Origin of the sequence: Peptoniphilus hominis (ex Hitch et al. 2025) (assembly GCF_040096015.1) — a bacterium.
Lineage (GTDB): Bacteria > Bacillota > Clostridia > Tissierellales > Peptoniphilaceae > Peptoniphilus_A > Peptoniphilus_A hominis.
Genome location: NZ_JBBMFO010000027.1, coordinates 10,850 through 28,797, shown reverse-complemented (window position 1 = coordinate 28,797; position 17,948 = coordinate 10,850). Strand labels below are relative to the sequence as shown.

13 protein-coding genes are annotated in these 17,948 nt (G+C 35.9%); 1 reads left to right on the top strand and 12 read right to left on the bottom strand.

The features are described 5' to 3' along the window. From WMO19_RS08060 to proB, 12 genes are all read right to left on the bottom strand, one after another. On the bottom strand, nt 1–3,455 hold a 3,455-nt coding region (locus WMO19_RS08060; protein ID WP_349171255.1), incomplete at its 3' end, for a stalk domain-containing protein. A 390-nt stretch (nt 3,456–3,845) separates the two neighbouring features. Next, the gene (locus WMO19_RS08055) at nt 3,846–5,921 is read right to left on the bottom strand and encodes a heavy metal translocating P-type ATPase (protein WP_349171254.1); all 2,076 of its coding nucleotides are present in this window, start codon (nt 5,919–5,921) and stop codon (nt 3,846–3,848) included. A 1-nt stretch (nt 5,922) separates the two neighbouring features. Continuing rightward, on the bottom strand, nt 5,923–6,240 hold the full coding sequence (locus WMO19_RS08050) for a DUF6110 family protein (RefSeq protein ID WP_349171252.1): 318 nt from the start codon (nt 6,238–6,240) through the stop codon (nt 5,923–5,925). A 225-nt stretch (nt 6,241–6,465) separates the two neighbouring features. After that, the gene (locus WMO19_RS08045; RefSeq protein WP_349171251.1) at nt 6,466–8,148 is read right to left on the bottom strand and encodes a sensor histidine kinase; all 1,683 of its coding nucleotides are present in this window, start codon (nt 8,146–8,148) and stop codon (nt 6,466–6,468) included. A gap of 1 nt (nt 8,149) precedes the next feature. Beyond that, nucleotides 8,150–8,830 carry a response regulator transcription factor gene (locus tag WMO19_RS08040; RefSeq protein WP_349171249.1) on the bottom strand — a complete coding sequence of 227 codons (681 nt, stop codon included), beginning with the start codon at nt 8,828–8,830 and terminating at the stop codon, nt 8,150–8,152. A 4-nt stretch (nt 8,831–8,834) separates the two neighbouring features. Next, complete coding sequence (phoU, locus tag WMO19_RS08035) at nt 8,835–9,464, bottom strand: phosphate signaling complex protein PhoU (protein WP_332087745.1); 630 nt, start codon at nt 9,462–9,464, stop codon at nt 8,835–8,837. Beyond that, the gene (gene pstB / locus WMO19_RS08030) at nt 9,464–10,219 is read right to left on the bottom strand and encodes a phosphate ABC transporter ATP-binding protein PstB (protein ID WP_019125781.1); all 756 of its coding nucleotides are present in this window, start codon (nt 10,217–10,219) and stop codon (nt 9,464–9,466) included. Before pstB ends, phoU begins: the two co-directional genes overlap by 1 nt. Beyond that, complete coding sequence (gene pstA / locus WMO19_RS08025) at nt 10,219–11,100, bottom strand: phosphate ABC transporter permease PstA (protein WP_019125782.1); 882 nt, start codon at nt 11,098–11,100, stop codon at nt 10,219–10,221. The genes pstB and pstA overlap by 1 nt, the downstream gene beginning before the upstream one ends. Continuing rightward, the gene (gene pstC, locus WMO19_RS08020; protein ID WP_435891057.1) at nt 11,093–12,010 is read right to left on the bottom strand and encodes a phosphate ABC transporter permease subunit PstC; all 918 of its coding nucleotides are present in this window, start codon (nt 12,008–12,010) and stop codon (nt 11,093–11,095) included. The genes pstA and pstC overlap by 8 nt, the downstream gene beginning before the upstream one ends. A gap of 22 nt (nt 12,011–12,032) precedes the next feature. Next, nucleotides 12,033–12,962 (bottom strand): substrate-binding domain-containing protein, encoded by a 930-nt coding sequence (locus tag WMO19_RS08015; protein ID WP_349171246.1) that lies wholly within the window; start codon nt 12,960–12,962, stop codon nt 12,033–12,035. Nucleotides 12,963–13,257: 295 nt separating this feature from the next. After that, nucleotides 13,258–14,514: a glutamate-5-semialdehyde dehydrogenase gene (locus tag WMO19_RS08010; protein WP_349171245.1), complete on the bottom strand. Its 1,257-nt coding sequence runs from the start codon at nt 14,512–14,514 to the stop codon at nt 13,258–13,260. Beyond that, nucleotides 14,492–15,274: a glutamate 5-kinase gene (gene proB, locus WMO19_RS08005; RefSeq protein ID WP_349171243.1), complete on the bottom strand. Its 783-nt coding sequence runs from the start codon at nt 15,272–15,274 to the stop codon at nt 14,492–14,494. The genes WMO19_RS08010 and proB overlap by 23 nt, the downstream gene beginning before the upstream one ends. A gap of 163 nt (nt 15,275–15,437) precedes the next feature. Here proB and WMO19_RS08000 point away from each other — a divergent pair, with 163 nt between their 5' ends. After that, nucleotides 15,438–17,741, top strand: coding sequence for a bifunctional dihydroorotate dehydrogenase B NAD binding subunit/NADPH-dependent glutamate synthase (locus WMO19_RS08000; protein ID WP_349171241.1), 2,304 nt, complete (start codon nt 15,438–15,440; stop codon nt 17,739–17,741). Nucleotides 17,742–17,948: the final 207 nt, after the last annotated feature.

Below are 17,948 nucleotides of genomic sequence, written 5' to 3'. Positions count from 1 at the left end.
GGAATTTTAACTACATTTTCTTTATCAATTAGGATTACTGTTCTGTTTTCATTATCCCACTGAACATTAAATCCTAATGCTTCTGCTACAAATCTAATTGGTAGCATTGTTCTGTCGCCTTCAATAAATGGTGCAATGTCCATATATACTTTTTGGTCTACGCCATCTACTGATTTAATCATTTCTTTAGAACCTATTACTAACTTTGCTTCAAGTCTAGATACTTTCTTTGTTACATTTGTATTTACGCTTGTATTAGAAGATGAACTTGAATGGCTTGGTCTAAATGGAGTGTACCACCAATTATTGTGATCATAATCCCTATTGTCATTTCTTCCTGCAGTGTGACCAAAGACATCAATAACTATGTCTTTTCGTTCTCCTGTCTTTGTATCAACAACAGTTATAACAATTGGACCATCAACATTGTTGCCTGGGTTAACTATAATCTCACCAGTATTTGGATTGATTACAGCTGGAATATTCTTTCCATCTTCATCTCTGCCAACAACATCTTTATTATCAGGTTCATTAACAATTACGCCAGTACCTTGATCTTGATCAGTTGGATAAACAGGTTTTTTGTTAGTATCGTCAATCTTGTCATCAAGACTTGGATTTGGTGTAGGTGTAGGTGGTGTTTGTCCTCCAGCTGATTTTTCTTTAGCTTCTTCTACAACTTTTGCAACTTGGCCCTTTGTCTTTGCATCCTCAACTTGTTTTTTATACTTATCTTTTTCTGCGTCACTTAGCTTTGGTAGTTTGTCTATTTCTTCTTTTGCTGCGTCTTTTGCGTCCTTAAGTTCTTGAGCATCTTTTGCTGCTTTATTTTCTGTGTCTTTTGACTTTGCATCTTCTACAGCTTTTTCTACTCCAGCTTTGTCTGTTGCTTCGTCTACTTGGCCTTTGTATGTGTCTTTTTCTTCTTCGCTTAGGTTTGGTAGCTTATCTATTTCTTCTTTTGCTTTGTCTTTTTCTTCTTCAAGAGTTTTTCCTGTTGCTTTATTTTCTTCCCATTTTGCTGTTAGGGTCTTATTTTCTTTTACTTCTTTTTCAAAGTTATATTCTTCTGTGTCTATAAACCAACCCTTGAATACATAAGTCTTGCCACTTGTGCTATCTAGGATTTCTGTTTTGTCTTTTTCGTAACCTTGTGGTGGTGTAGCTTTTTCGCCTTCTTTTATTTTTTGGTCATCTGGCTTTGTTCCATAAGCTGTTTCAAAGCTTACTGTGTATTCTTTTATTGGGATTATTTTTTCTTCCCACTTTGCTATTAGGGTCTTGTTTTCTTTTACTTCTTTTTCGAAGTTATATTCTTCTGTGCCTATGAACCAACCCTTGAATATATAGGTCTTTCCATTTGCGCTGTCAATAATCTCTGTTTTGTCTTTTTCAAATCCTGTTGGCACTTTGGCTTTTTCGCCTTCTTTTATTTTTTGGTCTTCTGGTTTTGTTCCATAGGCTGTTTCAAAGCTTACTGTGTATTCTGTAGGAGGAATTTCTTTGAAGATTGCTTTTGCACTTGCATCTCCCTCTCCTATAGTTAGGATTGTTTCGGATGCTTGTGGATCTGCTACTGTTGCCCCTTCTAATTCCCACTTGTCAAATTCGTATCCTTGGTTTGCTTGTGCTTTTAGGTTTACTTTTGTTCCCTTTGGTCCTTTGGCTAGGTCTGATGTTGCTGTTCCATTAGTGTCTGAACTTACAGTTACTGTGTATTCATTAGCTTTAACTGTCACAGTCCCAAGGAAAAGGCAGTATGAATCTCGAATTTTTTCAAAAAACGGGTCTGCATTTTCATCATTGTACCTATATGAAATGGCAGGTACTTTTTCTCCTTCACTCCAACTTTTGTAGGCAAGTCCTAATTTTTTTGATTCTATCTCTATCTTTAGGGCAAACTTGTCACTAGTTAAAGTAAATGGTTTTGTTACTTCTAATGTATTATATCCCTTTTCTGTAAAGGTTCCACTAGCCAATTCTACCCACTTATCACTTTGGATATCTTCAAGTGTTTCTCCTTGAGTCCCATTTGCGAAAGTAGTTTTGTGTCCTTTCAAAAGGTCTGTATCTTCATTTATAAATATTTTATATGGAGCTGGTCCTTCTGAAATATTATAATAAGTTAAATACTTGATAGTTTCAGGTTCATTATTACTTCTTTCATAAATATTTATAGCTTTATTTAAGTTTCCTTTTATATTTGCTTCACGAGCGTATGAAGTTTTCCCAGTATTATATACATTTTTTAAATTTTTTCGTTCATCTTGGCTCATAAGCCTAACATCTTGCGGCATGAAAATGTCGAAAACAGAATGGATGTCACCTTTGCCTAAAAAAGATTCATAGGAAATCCAATGATAACCCTTATCTTGTGAACTTGGAGATTTGATTGAATTTTTAACCAAGAAAGCCCCTCTTGCTGTTTCTCCTAAGTTATTGGTGATTTCTTTATCATCATCCCAGCCTATTAATGCCACTGTGTGATTATAATCCAATTTGTTTGCATGTCGCTGTTTTTTAACAAGGTGATAACGAATGCCATTATAAAAAACAGACATCTTATCCCTATATTTATCGCCTAAAACATCCTTACTATATCCGTCATAAGCTACGAAATAAGAAGCAGATACTGATCCGTATTCGTAAATACATTTCTTTAAGTTTTCAAGTGTTAGGTCTAACTCCAAAGTTTTAGGGACGAAAACATCTAGCTTTTTATTAAAGGCATCGCCCATTATTTTAAAGGTATCCCTCTCATTTTCAGGAAGTAAGCTCGCTCTTGATGGGTCAAATTCCTTTTGACTTCTATTTTGTGGATCATTTTCGTCAATTGTATATGCTGGGAAGTTAGATTCTAATACGGGACCAGCAAGTCTCGCACAATAAGCTAATACATCATCGTCACTTCCACCTGATTGAAGATCTGTATAGTTATCAATATTATATGCCATGTGACCTTCTGATAAATCAAAATCTTTGTTATACTTTATTTTTAGTAGTGTTTCTATTACTGATAGGTTAGCTTGTGCCCAACAAGTTCCTGTATGATATTGGCTTTTTACAGGAGTTACGACACTTCTGCCAAAACGATTTTCATTTGTTTTATCACTTGTGGAATCATATTTTCTGATACCAGAGGTTGGACTTCCTGATCTAGTCCTAATACTTCTTGTTTTTTCTTGAGGAAAGATATACTTTGGCGGTATGTAGCCATAAGTAAATTCCTCTTTGTGATTTAGATAATATTGGTATTGGGGATTAGGTATGGGTTCCTCAATTTCCTTAAGGCTTATAGGTGCACTCTTTAATGTTTCTTCTTGTTTTGCAGGTGGCACTTGTTTTTTTGACTGACCAGCTGCAAAAACAGGCATAGTAAATGCAGATACTAAGATTGTTAAGGCAAGTAATATTATCCAAAACTTTGTACCTATTTTCTTTTTAAGTAGATACATTTTATTATCACTCCTTTATCAATTATTTGCTTTGAAAAGGACTTTTTCTTTTCTTCTGTAACTCTTTACTCTTTCGATTTTGGAAGTGAATTTTTTCTCTATTCAAAAATTATAGGGTAAAAAGTCTGCAAAATTTTTTCTTGATATACAAATAAGATTTTTATTTGCTAGGCATGATAATTTTTGTGTTTTTTAATAGATTTTAATAGATTTTTATTGGTATTTTCATTATACCTATAGATTTAGAAAATGCAAAGGTTTTTCTTTTATCTTATAGACTTTTGTTTTATTCCTTTTGCCAAATGATTTTTCCCATTTAAAAACTGACCTCAAGTAGTTGGTTTTTTGATCCAACTTTTGTGGTCAGTTTATGAAAATTCTTTTTTAATTTTATACTTTATAGTCTCTCATATTCCTTCCTGCAATGGCAACTGTTGATGCATTGTGGAGGAAGGCTGAATTTGTATTTGTTAGATGTCCTGTTACTCCAAAAGCAATAAGGGCACTGTTAAAGGAAATTATGTGTCTGTAGTTTTTATGAATTCTCTTATCCAATTCTTTTGCAATTTTTATTACATCAATAAGTTCCTTTAGGGAGTCGGACTTTATTGATATGTCTGCAATTTCCTTGGCAATGTCGGCGCCTTCGTGCATGGATATGCCCACATCTGCTGATGAAAGTGCAATGGAGTCGTTGATTCCGTCGCCAATCATGACAACTGTCCTGCCCTCTGCCTTTTCCCTGTCCACATAATCTTTTTTGTCTTCAGGTAAGACTTGTGACTTATAATAGTCTAGGTCAAGTTTTTCTGCCACTGCCCTTGCAGAATTTTCTGCGTCGCCAGTCAGCATAGAAATTTTCCTGAAACCAAGCTCTCTCAAGGAGTCAATTGTGTATTTTGCGTCTTCACGAAGAGGATCGTCAATGCAAAGTACTGCGATTAATTTTTCGTCAAAGGCAAGATATAAAAGTGAGTAATCTTCCTTTAACTTGTCAATTTTATTTTTTTGGTCCTGGTCAATTTTTATATTCTCATCTTCTAATATGAAGTGGGCTGAACCAATTAGGGCAACTTTATCGCCAATTTTTGATTTTATGCCGTGAGCAACAATGTATTCTGGCTTTGAGTGCATTTCTTCGTGGTTGAGGTTCTTGTCATGGGCAGCCTTAACTACGGCATTGGCTATTGAATGTGGGAAGTGCTCTTCCAGACAAGCTGCAATCCTCAAACATTCGTCTTCTTCATTGTCATAGAAGGCTATAACTTTTTCAACTCTTGGCTCTGACTTTGTGAGAGTTCCCGTCTTGTCGAAAATTATTGAATCTGCTTGGGCAAGTTTTTCCAAATACCTTCCGCCCTTTACGAGAATTTTTCTTTCAGATGCAGAAGATATTGCCTTCATAGTTGCTATTGGCATTGTTAGTTTAAGTGCGCAGGAAAAATCAACCATCAAAAAGGATTTTGCCTTGATGAAATTTCTAGTCAAGAGATAAGTTATACCTGCTCCCAAGAAGGAATATTTTACTATGGAGTCGGCTATGGACTCTGCCTTTTTCTCTGCAAGTGATTTATTTTTTTCACTCTCGCCAATTAATTCAATTATGTGATTTATTCTTGAATCGTCGTATTTTTTTGTGGTCTTAACGAGGATGGCTCCCTCTTCTAAAACTGTGCCTGCAAAGACAGTCTTACCTTCAGTTTTTTTCACAGGGAGGGACTCGCCAGTAAGGGAGGCTTCATTTACCATGCCATAGCCCTTTACTATTTCGCCATCAACTGGTATTGTTGATCCCATGTTCACTTCTACGACTTCACCAAGTTCAAGATCTTCTAATTTTTTGAGATACTTCTTGTCGCCCTCAAGAACAAAAACTTGGTCAATATTAAGTCTAAGGGATTGTGCCAGGTCTTCCTTAGATTTTTTTAGGGTGTAGTCTTCCAACTCTTCGCCAAGTCCAAGTAGGAAGATAATATTACCTGCATCGCCAAATTCTCCATCTAAGATAGAAATTCCAATTGCAGCTGCATCTAAGACTTCAACCTTTAATTTTCTATCCCTAAGACTTTTTAGTCCAGCCTTAATATATGGAAGGGACTTTATTACAACTCCAATTGGTCTAAGAGGCATAGGCAAAATATGGGCGAAGAAAACCCTCCTATACATTGCGTCACGAAAAATGTGAAAGAGCTCTCTCTCCTCTTGGGGAACAAAGTCTACATCATCAATTTCAAAATCTCTTAAATCTTCTAAGTCAAAGTCTAAAATAAACCTTGCAATCCTTGGCAAGTATTCCTCTTCATAATTTACTACAATTGAATTTGCAAGAGGAGAAATCTTGCAAGACTTCACGCCAGGTATTTCTTCAATTTTGTATTTTAATTTATTTACATGGCAGTCTCTAAGCTTATCCCTATATAAAAAGCGACACCTGCCTAGGGTTCTACTGGCAATACTTGCTTTCATATTAGTCTTCTGCTTTTACTTCTACTACTTCTTCTTCTGAAAGATCTTGGCTTTCTTCTGCAACTTTTTCAAGGTCTAGCTGAGCCTTTCTTTCAGCTTCTTTTCTCTCGTCTTCAGCTTTTTTTACCTTGGCTTCAGCCACAATATCTTCAGTGGAAACTTTTATATTTTCCATGCCCTTGTCTAAGCCTTCTTTAATTTTAAGACCTTCAGCGACTGTAGTTACAGCAAGTTTTTTTGCAGCTTGTGATGAAAGAATTTTTCCACCAAGAGCTCCTGCCACAAAACCTAATCCTAAATTAATTAATTTTTTCTTCATTTCATAACCTCCTATATTTACAATAATATTATCATTTACTGCCATTAATAATTAAAAATATTATTCTCAAAATCGTAATATTTTTAAAATTCCAAGAAAAAAACTGGCTCATAAAGCCAGTCTTTAAGGAGTTATTAAAATGCAAGAACAAATTTTTTTTAATTTCTTCTCTTTATATTTTACATCTCTACTTTATATTTTATTTTACATTTTCACTTTATATTTTTAATTTTTTTCTCTTCTGTCTTTTCTTAAAATTACTTTGAAGCTCGTTCCCATGCCAAGCTTTGATGAAATTTCAAGCTTTCCGTCAATGGACTGCAAGACATGCTTTACTATGGAAAGTCCAAGTCCTGTGCCGCCAATTTTTCTTGACCTTGACTTGTCTACTCTGTAAAATCTTTCGAAAATCCTTGCCAGGTCCTTTGATGGAATGCCTATGCCTGTGTCAACAATTAAAACTTCATAATTTTTTTCATCTTCAGAAATTTTTATGTCTAACTTGCCGCCGTCTTTGTTGTACTTTAAACCATTATTTATAATGTTGGCAAAGAGCTCCCACATCATGGTCTTATTTTCATATACAAGTCCATGGCCTTCTAGGCTGACATCAATATTTTTTTCGTCAATTAGATTTCTCTGTGCCCTTAAAATGTCTTTTATTAATTCATTTAATTTTATTTCTTCACGAGAGAAGGCCTCTTCACTTTCAAGGCCAGATATTTTCATGATGTCTTCGATGAGGTTTAAGAGCCTCTTGGAATCATCATAAATAAGTTTATAAAATTCTTCCTTGTTGGCATCGTCAACCATTCCATTGACAAGAAGTTCTGAGAAACCACAAATTGATGTAAGAGGTGTCTTTAATTCGTGGCTCACATTGGAAGAAAATTCTTCACGAAGTCTCAAGGCTCTTATTTCTTCTGTCTCGTCTATAAATAATATTACTACACCTCTGACTTTTTTGTCCTCGAAAACTGGATTTACATAAAATTTAAACTCTCTGTCCCCAATATTTGTAATGGATTCCACAGAAGAACCCATGAGGGCGTCGTCAATTAGCTTTAAAAGGTCTTCGTCTCTTATTAAGTTTAAAATATTTTCTCCAATTAGATCTCTCTTGGAGTTAAAAAGTTCCCTTGCAGAGTTATTTACAGAGAGCAAATTTTTATTTTCATCAATTATTATTAGTGACTCTTTCATATTTTTCAAAATTGTCTCAATGGTATCCCTTTCTCTACTTATCTCTCTATAATTGTCCTTTATGGTCATGTTTTGCTTATTTATCTTGTTGATAAAGGGACTGATCTCTGGAAACATATCTGTGTCAATAGTAAGCAAATCTTCATTTAAATTATTTAAAGGTTCAAAAGTTTTTTTAGTAAGTCTTCTTGAAACTACTGTGGCTATGGCAAAGACAAGTAGCGACATTAAAATGTCTATGGGAAAAACTTTTCTGAAGGCACCAAGGAGGTTGTCCATCTCCCTTGAAACCCTAAGTACCTTTCCATCCTCAAGCCTTAAGCTTACATAGTAAAGGTCCTTGGATAGGGTGTTGGAATATCTTTCAATTTTTGCAAAGCCATTTTTTTGTGCCTTTATGACTTCAGGTCTGTCCTTGTGAGTTGGGAGAAACTTTGCATCTTGAGATGAATCGTAAACTACATCGCCATCTTCTTTTATGAGAGTAATCCTAAAGTCCCTCTTCTTTCTTGCCACATCATCTAAATAATTTTCGTCATCATCTATTTTGTTTAAAGTTTCGCCCATAGCGATGACTATATTTGAAAGGTCTTTGTTGGATCTGTCCACATAGACAGAGTAATAGATGAACATGGAGGCAATAGTCGAAAGAAAAAGTGTGAGAAGGGATATGCCCATGAGGTATCTAAAAAATCTTCTTTTCATATCAATCTTTCGTAGAAAGCATATAGCCCACGCCTCTAATTGTCTTTATATAATTTCTCTTGTCCTTTAATTTGTCGCGAAGAAGTTTTATGTGCATGTCCACAGTTCTTGTTTCGCCTTCATAATCGTAACCCCAAATGTAAGTTAGGAGTTTTTCACGAGAGATGACTATCTCCTTATTTAAAATTAAATATTTTAGAAGTTCATATTCTTTAAAGGTAAAGTCCACTTCTTCGCCATCAATTGTTACAATTCTCTTTAAATTGTTCATGACAATGCCGCCAAATTCTAAAATATTTCTGTCCTTTTCACTTGTGCTAGCACGCCTTGCTATGGCACCAACTCTTGACAAAAGTTCCATTACAGAAAAAGGTTTTTTGATATAATCATCAGCACCACCATCTAGGGCAGAAATTATGTCATATTCAGAAGTCTTTGCTGTAATCATCATGACCCAAATATTTTTTGTGTCTTCCTTTTCCTTTATCTTAGTCAAAATTTCTGTTCCATCAATGTCTGGAAGCATTATGTCAAGGAGGACAAAGTCTGGTTTTTTTTCCACTAGCTTATCAAAAAAGTCCTTGCCATTTTCAAAGCAATAGACCTGGTAGCCCTTGCTCCTCAGTGAATATTCAATTAATTTTAAAATCGATGTGTCATCTTCTACTACATAAATTAGCATTAAATCATCCTTCTATAGAAAACATTACCCACTTTGCAATATTAACAGCGTGATCTGCAATTCTCTCCAAATATTTTGCAATCATGATAAAATCAATGGCAGCTGCAGGATCAAAATCTGATTTAATTATATCAATTAATTGGTCTCTTATCATCACAAAATAATTATCTATGACATCATCATCGTCATCAATTTTTTCTGCAGAGTCCATGTCTAAATTTACAAAGGAGTCAATTGACTTGTTTAAGAGAAGAATTGTGGCTTCCGCCATTTGTTTTATGAGAGGAAATCTAGAAGTGTCGTAGTCATCAGGTAATATCATGCAAATGTCTGCTATGTCTCTTGCGTTGTCGCCAATTCTTTCCATGTCAGTGATCATTTTAAGTGCAGAGGACACTCTTCTTAAATCTCCTGCTGCTGGTTGTTGCTCAACGAAAATTTTTAAGCATTGCTTTTGGATAATGCCTTCGTAGACATCTGTCCTCTCTTCATAATTTGAAACTTCTTCAGCTGTTTTTTCGTCTTTTTCATCTAATAGGGAGATAGCCTTTTTTATTGCACTTTCATTTAGCATAGCCATCTCTAAAAGTAAGTTGTTTAAGTGTCTTAATTCTTCGTCAAATTTCTTTCTCATTAGCCGAACCTTCCTGTTACATATAATTCTGTCTTTTCTTCCCTTGGGTTTGTAAATATGTCAATAGTGTTTCCATATTCAACAATAACTCCGTGAAGGAAGAAGGCAGTCTTGTCAGAAATTCTTGAAGCTTGTTGCATATTGTGGGTAACCATTACTATTGTGTATTGTTCCTTTAATTCCTGTGCAAGGTCTTCAATCTTTCCTGTAGAAATTGGGTCAAGAGCAGATGTTGGTTCGTCCATTAAAATTACTTCAGGATTTACTGCTATGGCTCTTGCTATGCAAAGTCTTTGTTGTTGCCCACCTGATATTGAAAGGGCAGACTTTTTTAAATCGTCCTTTACTTCGTCCCAAATGGCAGCTTGCTTAAGTGAGGACTCAACAATTTCATCTAGCTCTGTTTTATTTTTTATGCCGTGAGTCTTTGGACCATAGGCAATATTTTCATAAATACTCATTGGGAAAGGATTTGGTTGTTGAAATACCATGCCCACTCTCTTTCTTAGTTTATTTACATCATAATTCTTGGCGTAAATATCTTCGCCGTCAAGAGTTATTTCTCCTTCTATTCTACAACCTACTACTAGGTCGTTCATTCTATTTAAACATTTTAGTAAAGTTGACTTACCACAACCAGAAGGTCCAATAAAAGAAAGAATTTCATTTTCCCTAATGTCTAAATTAATATTGTGAAGTGCCTTAAAATCTCCATAGTATAAGTCGAGATCTTTGACATTCATCTTAGATTGCATTATTCTACCTCCTTAAGTTTGTCTGCAAGTTTAGTTGATGACCAGTTGATCAAGAGGACAAGTATCAAAAGCACCATGCCTGTTGCATAGGCTTCGCCCACATGCTTACCTTCAGATGATAGTACATACATGTGTAGGGCTAGGGTCCTTGATGATGATTTTAGTGATGCTGGAAGGGATGTTGCTGTTCCCAAAGTGTACATTAAAGCAGCAGTCTCGCCAACTACACGACCAACTGATAAAATTATTCCAGATAAAATTCCTGGAATCGCAACTGGAAGTACAACCTTAAAAATTGTTCTAAGCTTGCCTGCTCCTAGTGCAAAGGAACCTTGTCTAATTGATGGGTGAACTGACTTTAGGGCTTCTTCTGTCGCTCTCATTATAATTGGAAGAATCATAATAGAAACAGTTAAAACACCAGAAATTACAGAGAAACCCATTTTTAATTTTAAGCCAAAGAATAACATACCAAATAGCCCATAAACAATTGATGGAATACCGGCAAGGGTTTCTGTTGCAAGTCTTATTGCCTTTACAAGTTTGTTTTCAACATCTGTGTATTCAACTAAGAATATGGCTGTGAAAATTCCAATTGGTGATGCAAATAAAATTGCAAGGACAACTGTAAGAAGGGTTGTAATTATTGCAGGTCCCATGGACACATTTTCTGTTGTGTAGTGTAGGGAAAGCATGTCAGGTCTAAAGGATAGGGCTCCCTTAAAAACAACAAAGGCTACAATAAATACAAGGACTGCAAAGGTCATGGCTGAAAAAAGTCTTGTTGTAATTCTATAAAAGGATAGTCCCTTTATAAAGTGAAGTCCCAATACTAGAGCGACAAAAAATAATAATACGCCTATTGTAATATATTTAACCATTGTTTTCGCTCCTACTCTTTACTATAAAAAATCCAATATTAATTAGAAGAATGAAAATAAATAGGACTGCTGCAGTTGCTATAAGAGCTTGTCTGTGTTCTCCAGCTGCATAAGCCATTTCAAGTACAATGTTTGTAGTCATAGTTCTAATTCCCTTTAAAGGATTAAAAGTTAATCTCGTTTGATTTCCTGCAACTAATATTACTGCCATTGTCTCACCAATTGCACGGCCTACTCCCAAAATTATTCCAGCAAAAATACCTGACTTTGCAGCAGGTACCATTACCCTTGTAATTGTTTCATCGTGAGTTGCACCAAGGGAAAGTGAACCTTGGTAAAAAGATTGTGGGACAGTTCTAAGAGATGCTTCTGCCATAGAAATTATTGTTGGCAAAACCATGATGAGAAGAAGTATTGCTGCAGAAAGCATATTCATACCTGTGCCTCCAAAAATTGACCTGTTAATAGGCACAATAACTGTTAAGGCAAAGAAGCCATATACAATTGAAGGTATGCCTGTCATAAGATTTAGGGCAGGTTTTAAAATTTTATAAATGTTTTTTGGACAATCAAAGGCCAAATAACAAGCTACCATTATTGAAACTGGCACTGCTGCAATACATGACATAGCAGTGATTAAGACAGATCCAATTATCATTGGTAGGATCCCATAAGAGGGTGGCACATTCATAGGTGTCCAAGCGTCGTTAAGGACAAAGTTTTTTACTCCAATTTTTCCAATAAAACCAAAGGAGTCTTTGAAGATAAATACACATATCAACAACAAAAAGAAGATTGACAGTATAGAGCAAATTAGGAAGAAATATTTAAATACTTCTTCCTTAGTAAATGCTTTTCTTTGGTTTTCTTTATGGAGTACTTTTTTATTAGTATCTTCCATTTTATTCATTCCTATACCTATTTATTTACTATTATTTGCTAGCTTCAGCCCAGTCAGTTAATTCACCAGTGAAGATTTGTTTTAATTGATCCATTGTTAAGTCTTCGCAGCCATTTTCATTATTTACGATTACTGCGATACCATCTCTTGCGATTACTGTAAATTCAAGAGCTTTCTTTTCTTCGTCTTTAAGTTCTCTTGATGCCATACCAAGCTGTGCTGTTCCTTCCATAGCTGCAGTCATACCAGCAGAAGAACCGTTAGATTGAATGTCGATTTGAACCTTAGGGTTTTTAGCCTTGTAAGCTTCAGCAAGTTTTTCCATTAGAGGAGAAACTGAAGTTGAACCAGCAATTGTAATATGTGCATCATTGTCAGTTGCTTCGTAAGCTGCACCAGTTGCATCTCCAACATAACCTTCTTCTTCACAAATCTTTTGTCCTTCGTCAGACATGATGAATGTGATTAAATCTTTTGCCTTTGCATCTACATCAGCCTTGTAAGCAACGTTAAATGGTCTTGCAAGTTTGTAGTCGCCAGATTTGATGTTTTCAGGAGTAGCTTCAACGCCTTCAACTTTTACTGCCTTAACAGTTTCGTTTAAAGATCCTAGAGAGATATAACCAATAGATGCCTTGTCATTTTCAACAGTTGTAAGAACTGCATCAGTAGAAGATTGAACTGCTGCTTCAGCATAAGTGTTGTCGACTTCTTTGTCGCCGTCTTTTGTAAGAACGCCAGTAAGTTCAGTGAAGGCAGATCTTGTACCTGACCCTTGTTCTCTTGAAATAACATTAATAGTTCCAAGATCAGCTGCGTTAGATCCCTTTTCTTCTTGTTTTGCTGCATTTTCTTTAGGAGCATTTGCTGCTGCCTCTTCCTTCTTGTTTCCTCCACAAGCAACAAGAGATGCTGCTAAGGCAAGAATCATTCCAACTTTACCAATTTTTTTAATTTCCATTATTATCTTCCTTTCAAATATAATTTTTAATTTCAAGGCTATTATAAAAAGCCTTTGTAAATTTGAAAGATGGCTATTGTAAATTTCATGTAAAATATTTTACAGAGTGTGAAAGAATGGTGAAAGTTTGTAAATTTTTCTTAAATAAATTTCAAAGCCTTAAAATTAATAAAATTCTTCATGTTTTTGACAGTAATGGCAAAATTTTTTCTCTGCATAAAAAAATAGAGTAGATGAGAAAAGATCTACTCTATTATGCTTTCAATTAATATTTAATTTATTTCTATTAAAATTTTTATTTTCTAAATTCGCCGTGACCAAAAATTATATACTTGTAGCTTACAAGTTCATCTAAGCCAACAGGTCCCCTTGCGTGAAGCTTTTGCGTTGAGATGCCAAGCTCTGCACCCTTGCCAAATTCTCCGCCATCTGTAAATCTCGTGGATGCATTTACATAGACGCAGGCTGAGTCAACGCCCTCTAAAAATTTCATGGCTCTCTCATAGGATTTTGTCAGGATTGCTTCAGAGTGTCCCGTAGAATATCTTGTGATGTGGTCTATTGCCTGGTCAACATCTTTTACTGTCTTGACAGAAAATTCGTAGTCAAGATATTCGCGACCAAAGTCATCTTCTGTGGCAGGAAGAGCCTTTTTAAATTTAGGAAGAGATTTTTCGTCAGCGTGAACTTTAATCTTATATTTTTCCACCACTTCATTTAACAAGTCATAAAACTTGTCTTCTAGATTTTCATTTACCACAAGGGATTCCATGGCATTGCAGACGCCAATTCTTTGAGTCTTGGCATTTTCAATAATCTTTATGGCATTTTCTAGGTCCGCATCTTGGTCAACATAGATGTGGCAGTTGCCCACTCCAGTTTCAATTACAGGCACCTTGGCATTTTCCACAACAGAATTAATAAGTGACGCTGAACCTCTTGGAAGGAGCAAATCTACATAGCCCTTTAATTGCATAAGTTCCTTAGAAGATTCTCTCGATGTGTCTTTAACAATTTGCACAAAATTTTCGTCGTAGCCAGCATTTTTTATGCCCAGCCTAATGGCATCTGCTATGGCAATGTTTGAATTTATTGATTCCTTGCCGCCGCGAAGGATTATGGCAGAAGATGCCTTTAGGGACAAGATTGCTGCATCAAGAGTTACATTTGGTCTTGACTCATAAATTATGGCAATGACTCCCATGGGAACAGTTTTCTTTCCTATTAAAAGTCCTGCATAATTTTCTTCCATGGACAAAACCCTGCCCACTGGGTCCTTAAAGTCTATAACTTCATCAATGGACTTTGCCATGGCTTCGATTCTTCCCTCATTTAAAAGCAGTCTATCAATTAAGCCTTCAGGCATATTATTTTCTCTGCCCTTTTTTATGTCAATTTCATTTGCATCTAAAATCTTTTTTCTTTCAGATAAGAGCGACTCCTTAATGGAGGCAAGCATCTTATTTTTTTCAGCTGTATTTAATTTTTTTAACTTGTAGGAAGCTTCCTTTGCAATTTTTCCAAGTTCTTTAACACTTAAAATAGGTTCCAATTTCTTCTCCTTTAACTATATCTCTAATTGTCTTCATGCTTTCGCCAGAGGCGATTACAACTTCAATGTTTTTTTCTATGGCAAGCTTAGCTGCCTTGATTTTCGTCTGCATGCCACCTGTGCCAAGCTTGGACTCAGTTTCCTTTGCCATACCTTCCACACTATTTATGTCGTCAACCTGGTGTATTATCTTGGCATCCTTATTTTTTCTAGGGTCGTCAGTATAAAGCCCCTCAATGTCTGTCAGCATTATAAGTAGATCTGCCTCCACCATTCTGGCAATCACTGCAGAAAGTGTGTCGTTATCGCCAAATTTTATTTCGTAAGTGGAAATTGTGTCGTTTTCATTTATTATTGGAATGGCGTTCATGCCCTGAAGCTTTTCAAAGGTGTTCTTGGCATTCTCTCTCATCTCGTCATCTTTTTCAATTTGCCTTGTGAGAAGTATTTGAGCAGAGTTGTATCCATAGGAAATAAGTGACCTGTCGTAAATATTTGTAAGGGCAACTTGACCAACGGCTGCTGCCGCTTGTTTTTCTGAAGTCTCCTTTGGTCTTTCCTCTAAATTTAATTTTGCACGACCTGCTGCTATGGCACCAGAAGAAACTAAAATTACTTCCATGCCCTTGTTTTTTAAGTTTGCAATTTCAAAGCAAAGCTCGTCGATTTTTTGTAAATTTATTTTTCCATTGTCGTGAGTAATAGATGATGAACCAACTTTTATCACGACTTTTTTTATTTCTTTTGAAAATTTTCTCATTTCAATCACCTTAGATATAATATACTTTAAAATTTTACTTTAGTAAATATTTTTTGTCTTTTGCTGGGAAAAAGTAGGCTTTTAAATAAATTATCCCAGCATTTTAAATTTCTCCCCCTCTGAATTTGCCCTTATGCTATAATATCCTTGGAGTGTGATTATTTTGCCAAAAATTTTAAGAAAAAAAGAACTTGCGCCAAATATTTATTTATTTGACATATATGCACCTAAAATTGCAGCTTCTGCAAAGCCAGGTCAATTTATTATTTTAATAGCAGACAAATATTCCGAGAGAATTCCTCTCACAATTTCTGATTACAATGTAGAAAGAGGCAGTGTACAAATTGTTGTTCAAGCTTCTGGAGAATCTACAAAAAAAATTGCAGCCTTTGAAGAAGGAGAAAGCTTTAAAGATTTTGTTGGACCTCTTGGTCACGCATCTGATTTTTGCGACATGGACCTTGAATCTTTAAAGGACAAAAAATACCTATTCGTTGCTGGTGGCGTTGGAACTGCACCAGTTTATCCTCAAGCAAAATTTTTTAAGGACCATGGACTTCACTGCGACATTATCATTGGAGCAAAGTCCAAGGAATTTGTAATCCTAGAAGATGAATTAAAATCTGTCTGCGACAATTTATACATAGCAACAGATGATGGTTCTTACGGTTTTAAGGGCCTAGTTACTGATAAAATCGCAGATCTAATTGAAAATGAAAATAAAAAATACGATCATGTGGTTTCCATTGGACCTATGATTATGATGAAGTTTGTTTGTTTAACTACAAAAAAATATGAGCTTCCAACAACAGTTTCCCTTAACCCAATAATGGTTGATGGAACTGGCATGTGTGGAGCTTGTCGTGTAAGCATTGGCGGCAAAACTAAATTTGCCTGCGTTGATGGACCAGAATTTGACGGCCACTTAGTTGACTTTGATTCTGCAATGAAAAGGCAAAGACAATATATTGACAACAAAAAGACTTATGCAATAGCCGACCACCACTGCACAATGGATCTCGCAGTGTCTGACCACTTGGCAGAAAGTCTTCATGATCAAGAAAAAGATGAACTTGTAATAACTAAAGCTGAAGATAGATTTAAGCGCGTGCCAATTGCTGAGCAAGCTCCTGATGAGAGAAACAAAAACTTTAAGGAAGTTTGCCTTGGCTACACAGCAGAAGAAGCAGTTGAAGAAGCAAGCAGATGTCTTAACTGCAAAAAGCCTGGCTGCGTTGGTGGCTGCCCTGTCTCCGTTGACATACCTGGCTTTATAAAGGAAATTGCCAATGGAAATTTCAAACAAGCTTATAAGGTTCTTTCCCTTTACACATCTCTTCCTGCAGTTTGTGGAAGAGTTTGTCCACAAGAAACCCAATGCGAAGAGAGATGCGTCCTTTTAAATCGTGGCGACTCTGTTTCCATAGGCAAGCTTGAAAGATTTGCAGCAGATTATGCAAGACGCCACCAAATAAAAGAAGTTGGCGAAATAAGAAAGGTAAACAAAAAAGTTGCCGTTGTGGGAGCAGGCCCTGCAGGACTTACTTGTGCAGGTGAACTTGCAAAAATGGGCTACGATGTGACAATTTTTGAAGCCCTTCAACAATCTGGCGGAGTTTTAATTTACGGCATACCAGAATTTAGACTTCCAGATGAAGTTGTAGAATACGAAGTAGAAAACATTAAAAATCTCGGCGTAAAAATCGAAAACAACTTTGTCATCGGCAGAACTATGACTATTGACGACATAATAAAAGAAGGCTACCAAGCAGTCTTTATCGGCTCTGGCGCAGGTCTTCCTAAATTTATGAACATACCTGGAGAAAACTTAAATGGAGTTTACTCTGCCAATGAATTTTTGACAAGAAATAATTTAATGAGGTCCTTTGACGAGGAATACGACACGCCAGTTAATGTTGGAGCAAAAGTTGCCGTAGTTGGCGGCGGTAATGTGGCTATGGATGCTGCAAGAGTTGCCAAGAGACTTGGCGCCGATGTCTCCATTGTCTATAGAAGAACTGAAAAGGAACTGCCAGCAAGAGCTGAAGAAGTTCATCATGCCAAGGAAGAAGGCATTAAATTTGAAATGCTAACTGCTCCAGTGGAAATTCTTGGAGATGATGAAGGCTGGGTTAAGTCCCTTAAATGTGTGAGAAATGAACTTGGAGAACCTGATTCATCTGGAAGAAGAAGACCAGTGCCAATAAAAGGCAGCGAATATGAAGAAAAATTCCAAACAGTTATCATGGCTCTTGGAACAAATCCAAACCCACTAATTTCTTCAACTACAAAAAATCTTGACATAGAAAAATGGGGCGGCATAATTGTAAATGAAGAATCACAAACATCTCGTAAGGAAATCTTTGCCGGCGGCGATGCAGTAACAGGCTCTGCCACAGTAATCCTTGCCATGGGCGCAGGAAAAAATGCAGCAAAATCAATTGACGAATTTTTGAGAAATAAATAAGAATATAAAGAAATAAGATTATAAAGAAAAATTTAGGGAAGAGTTTTTGCTCTTCCCTATTTTTGTGCTTAGAATACCCCTGGTTGGATGGACTCTTATAATTAAAAAAGCCACCCTATAGGTGGCTAATATGTATACCAATTGCTTATGAGTGACGATAACACATATCGCTTACCTAGATAATGGCAACTGAATAAGACTTACTGT

What these genes read in the sequence shown, in the direction of transcription:
- WMO19_RS08055 (WP_349171254.1), bottom strand. Translation starts at nt 5,921, where the DNA reads ATGAAAGCAAGTATTGCCAGTAGAACCCTAGGCAGGTGTCGCTTTTTA.
- WMO19_RS08050 (WP_349171252.1), bottom strand. Translation starts at nt 6,240, where the DNA reads ATGAAGAAAAAATTAATTAATTTAGGATTAGGTTTTGTGGCAGGAGCT.
- WMO19_RS08045 (WP_349171251.1), bottom strand. Translation starts at nt 8,148, where the DNA reads ATGAAAAGAAGATTTTTTAGATACCTCATGGGCATATCCCTTCTCACA.
- WMO19_RS08040 (WP_349171249.1), bottom strand. Translation starts at nt 8,830, where the DNA reads ATGCTAATTTATGTAGTAGAAGATGACACATCGATTTTAAAATTAATT.
- phoU (WP_332087745.1), bottom strand. Translation starts at nt 9,464, where the DNA reads ATGAGAAAGAAATTTGACGAAGAATTAAGACACTTAAACAACTTACTT.
- pstB (WP_019125781.1), bottom strand. Translation starts at nt 10,219, where the DNA reads ATGCAATCTAAGATGAATGTCAAAGATCTCGACTTATACTATGGAGAT.
- pstA (WP_019125782.1), bottom strand. Translation starts at nt 11,100, where the DNA reads ATGGTTAAATATATTACAATAGGCGTATTATTATTTTTTGTCGCTCTA.
- pstC (WP_435891057.1), bottom strand. Translation starts at nt 12,010, where the DNA reads ATGAATAAAATGGAAGATACTAATAAAAAAGTACTCCATAAAGAAAAC.
- WMO19_RS08015 (WP_349171246.1), bottom strand. Translation starts at nt 12,962, where the DNA reads ATGGAAATTAAAAAAATTGGTAAAGTTGGAATGATTCTTGCCTTAGCA.
- proB (WP_349171243.1), bottom strand. Translation starts at nt 15,274, where the DNA reads ATGAGAAAATTTTCAAAAGAAATAAAAAAAGTCGTGATAAAAGTTGGT.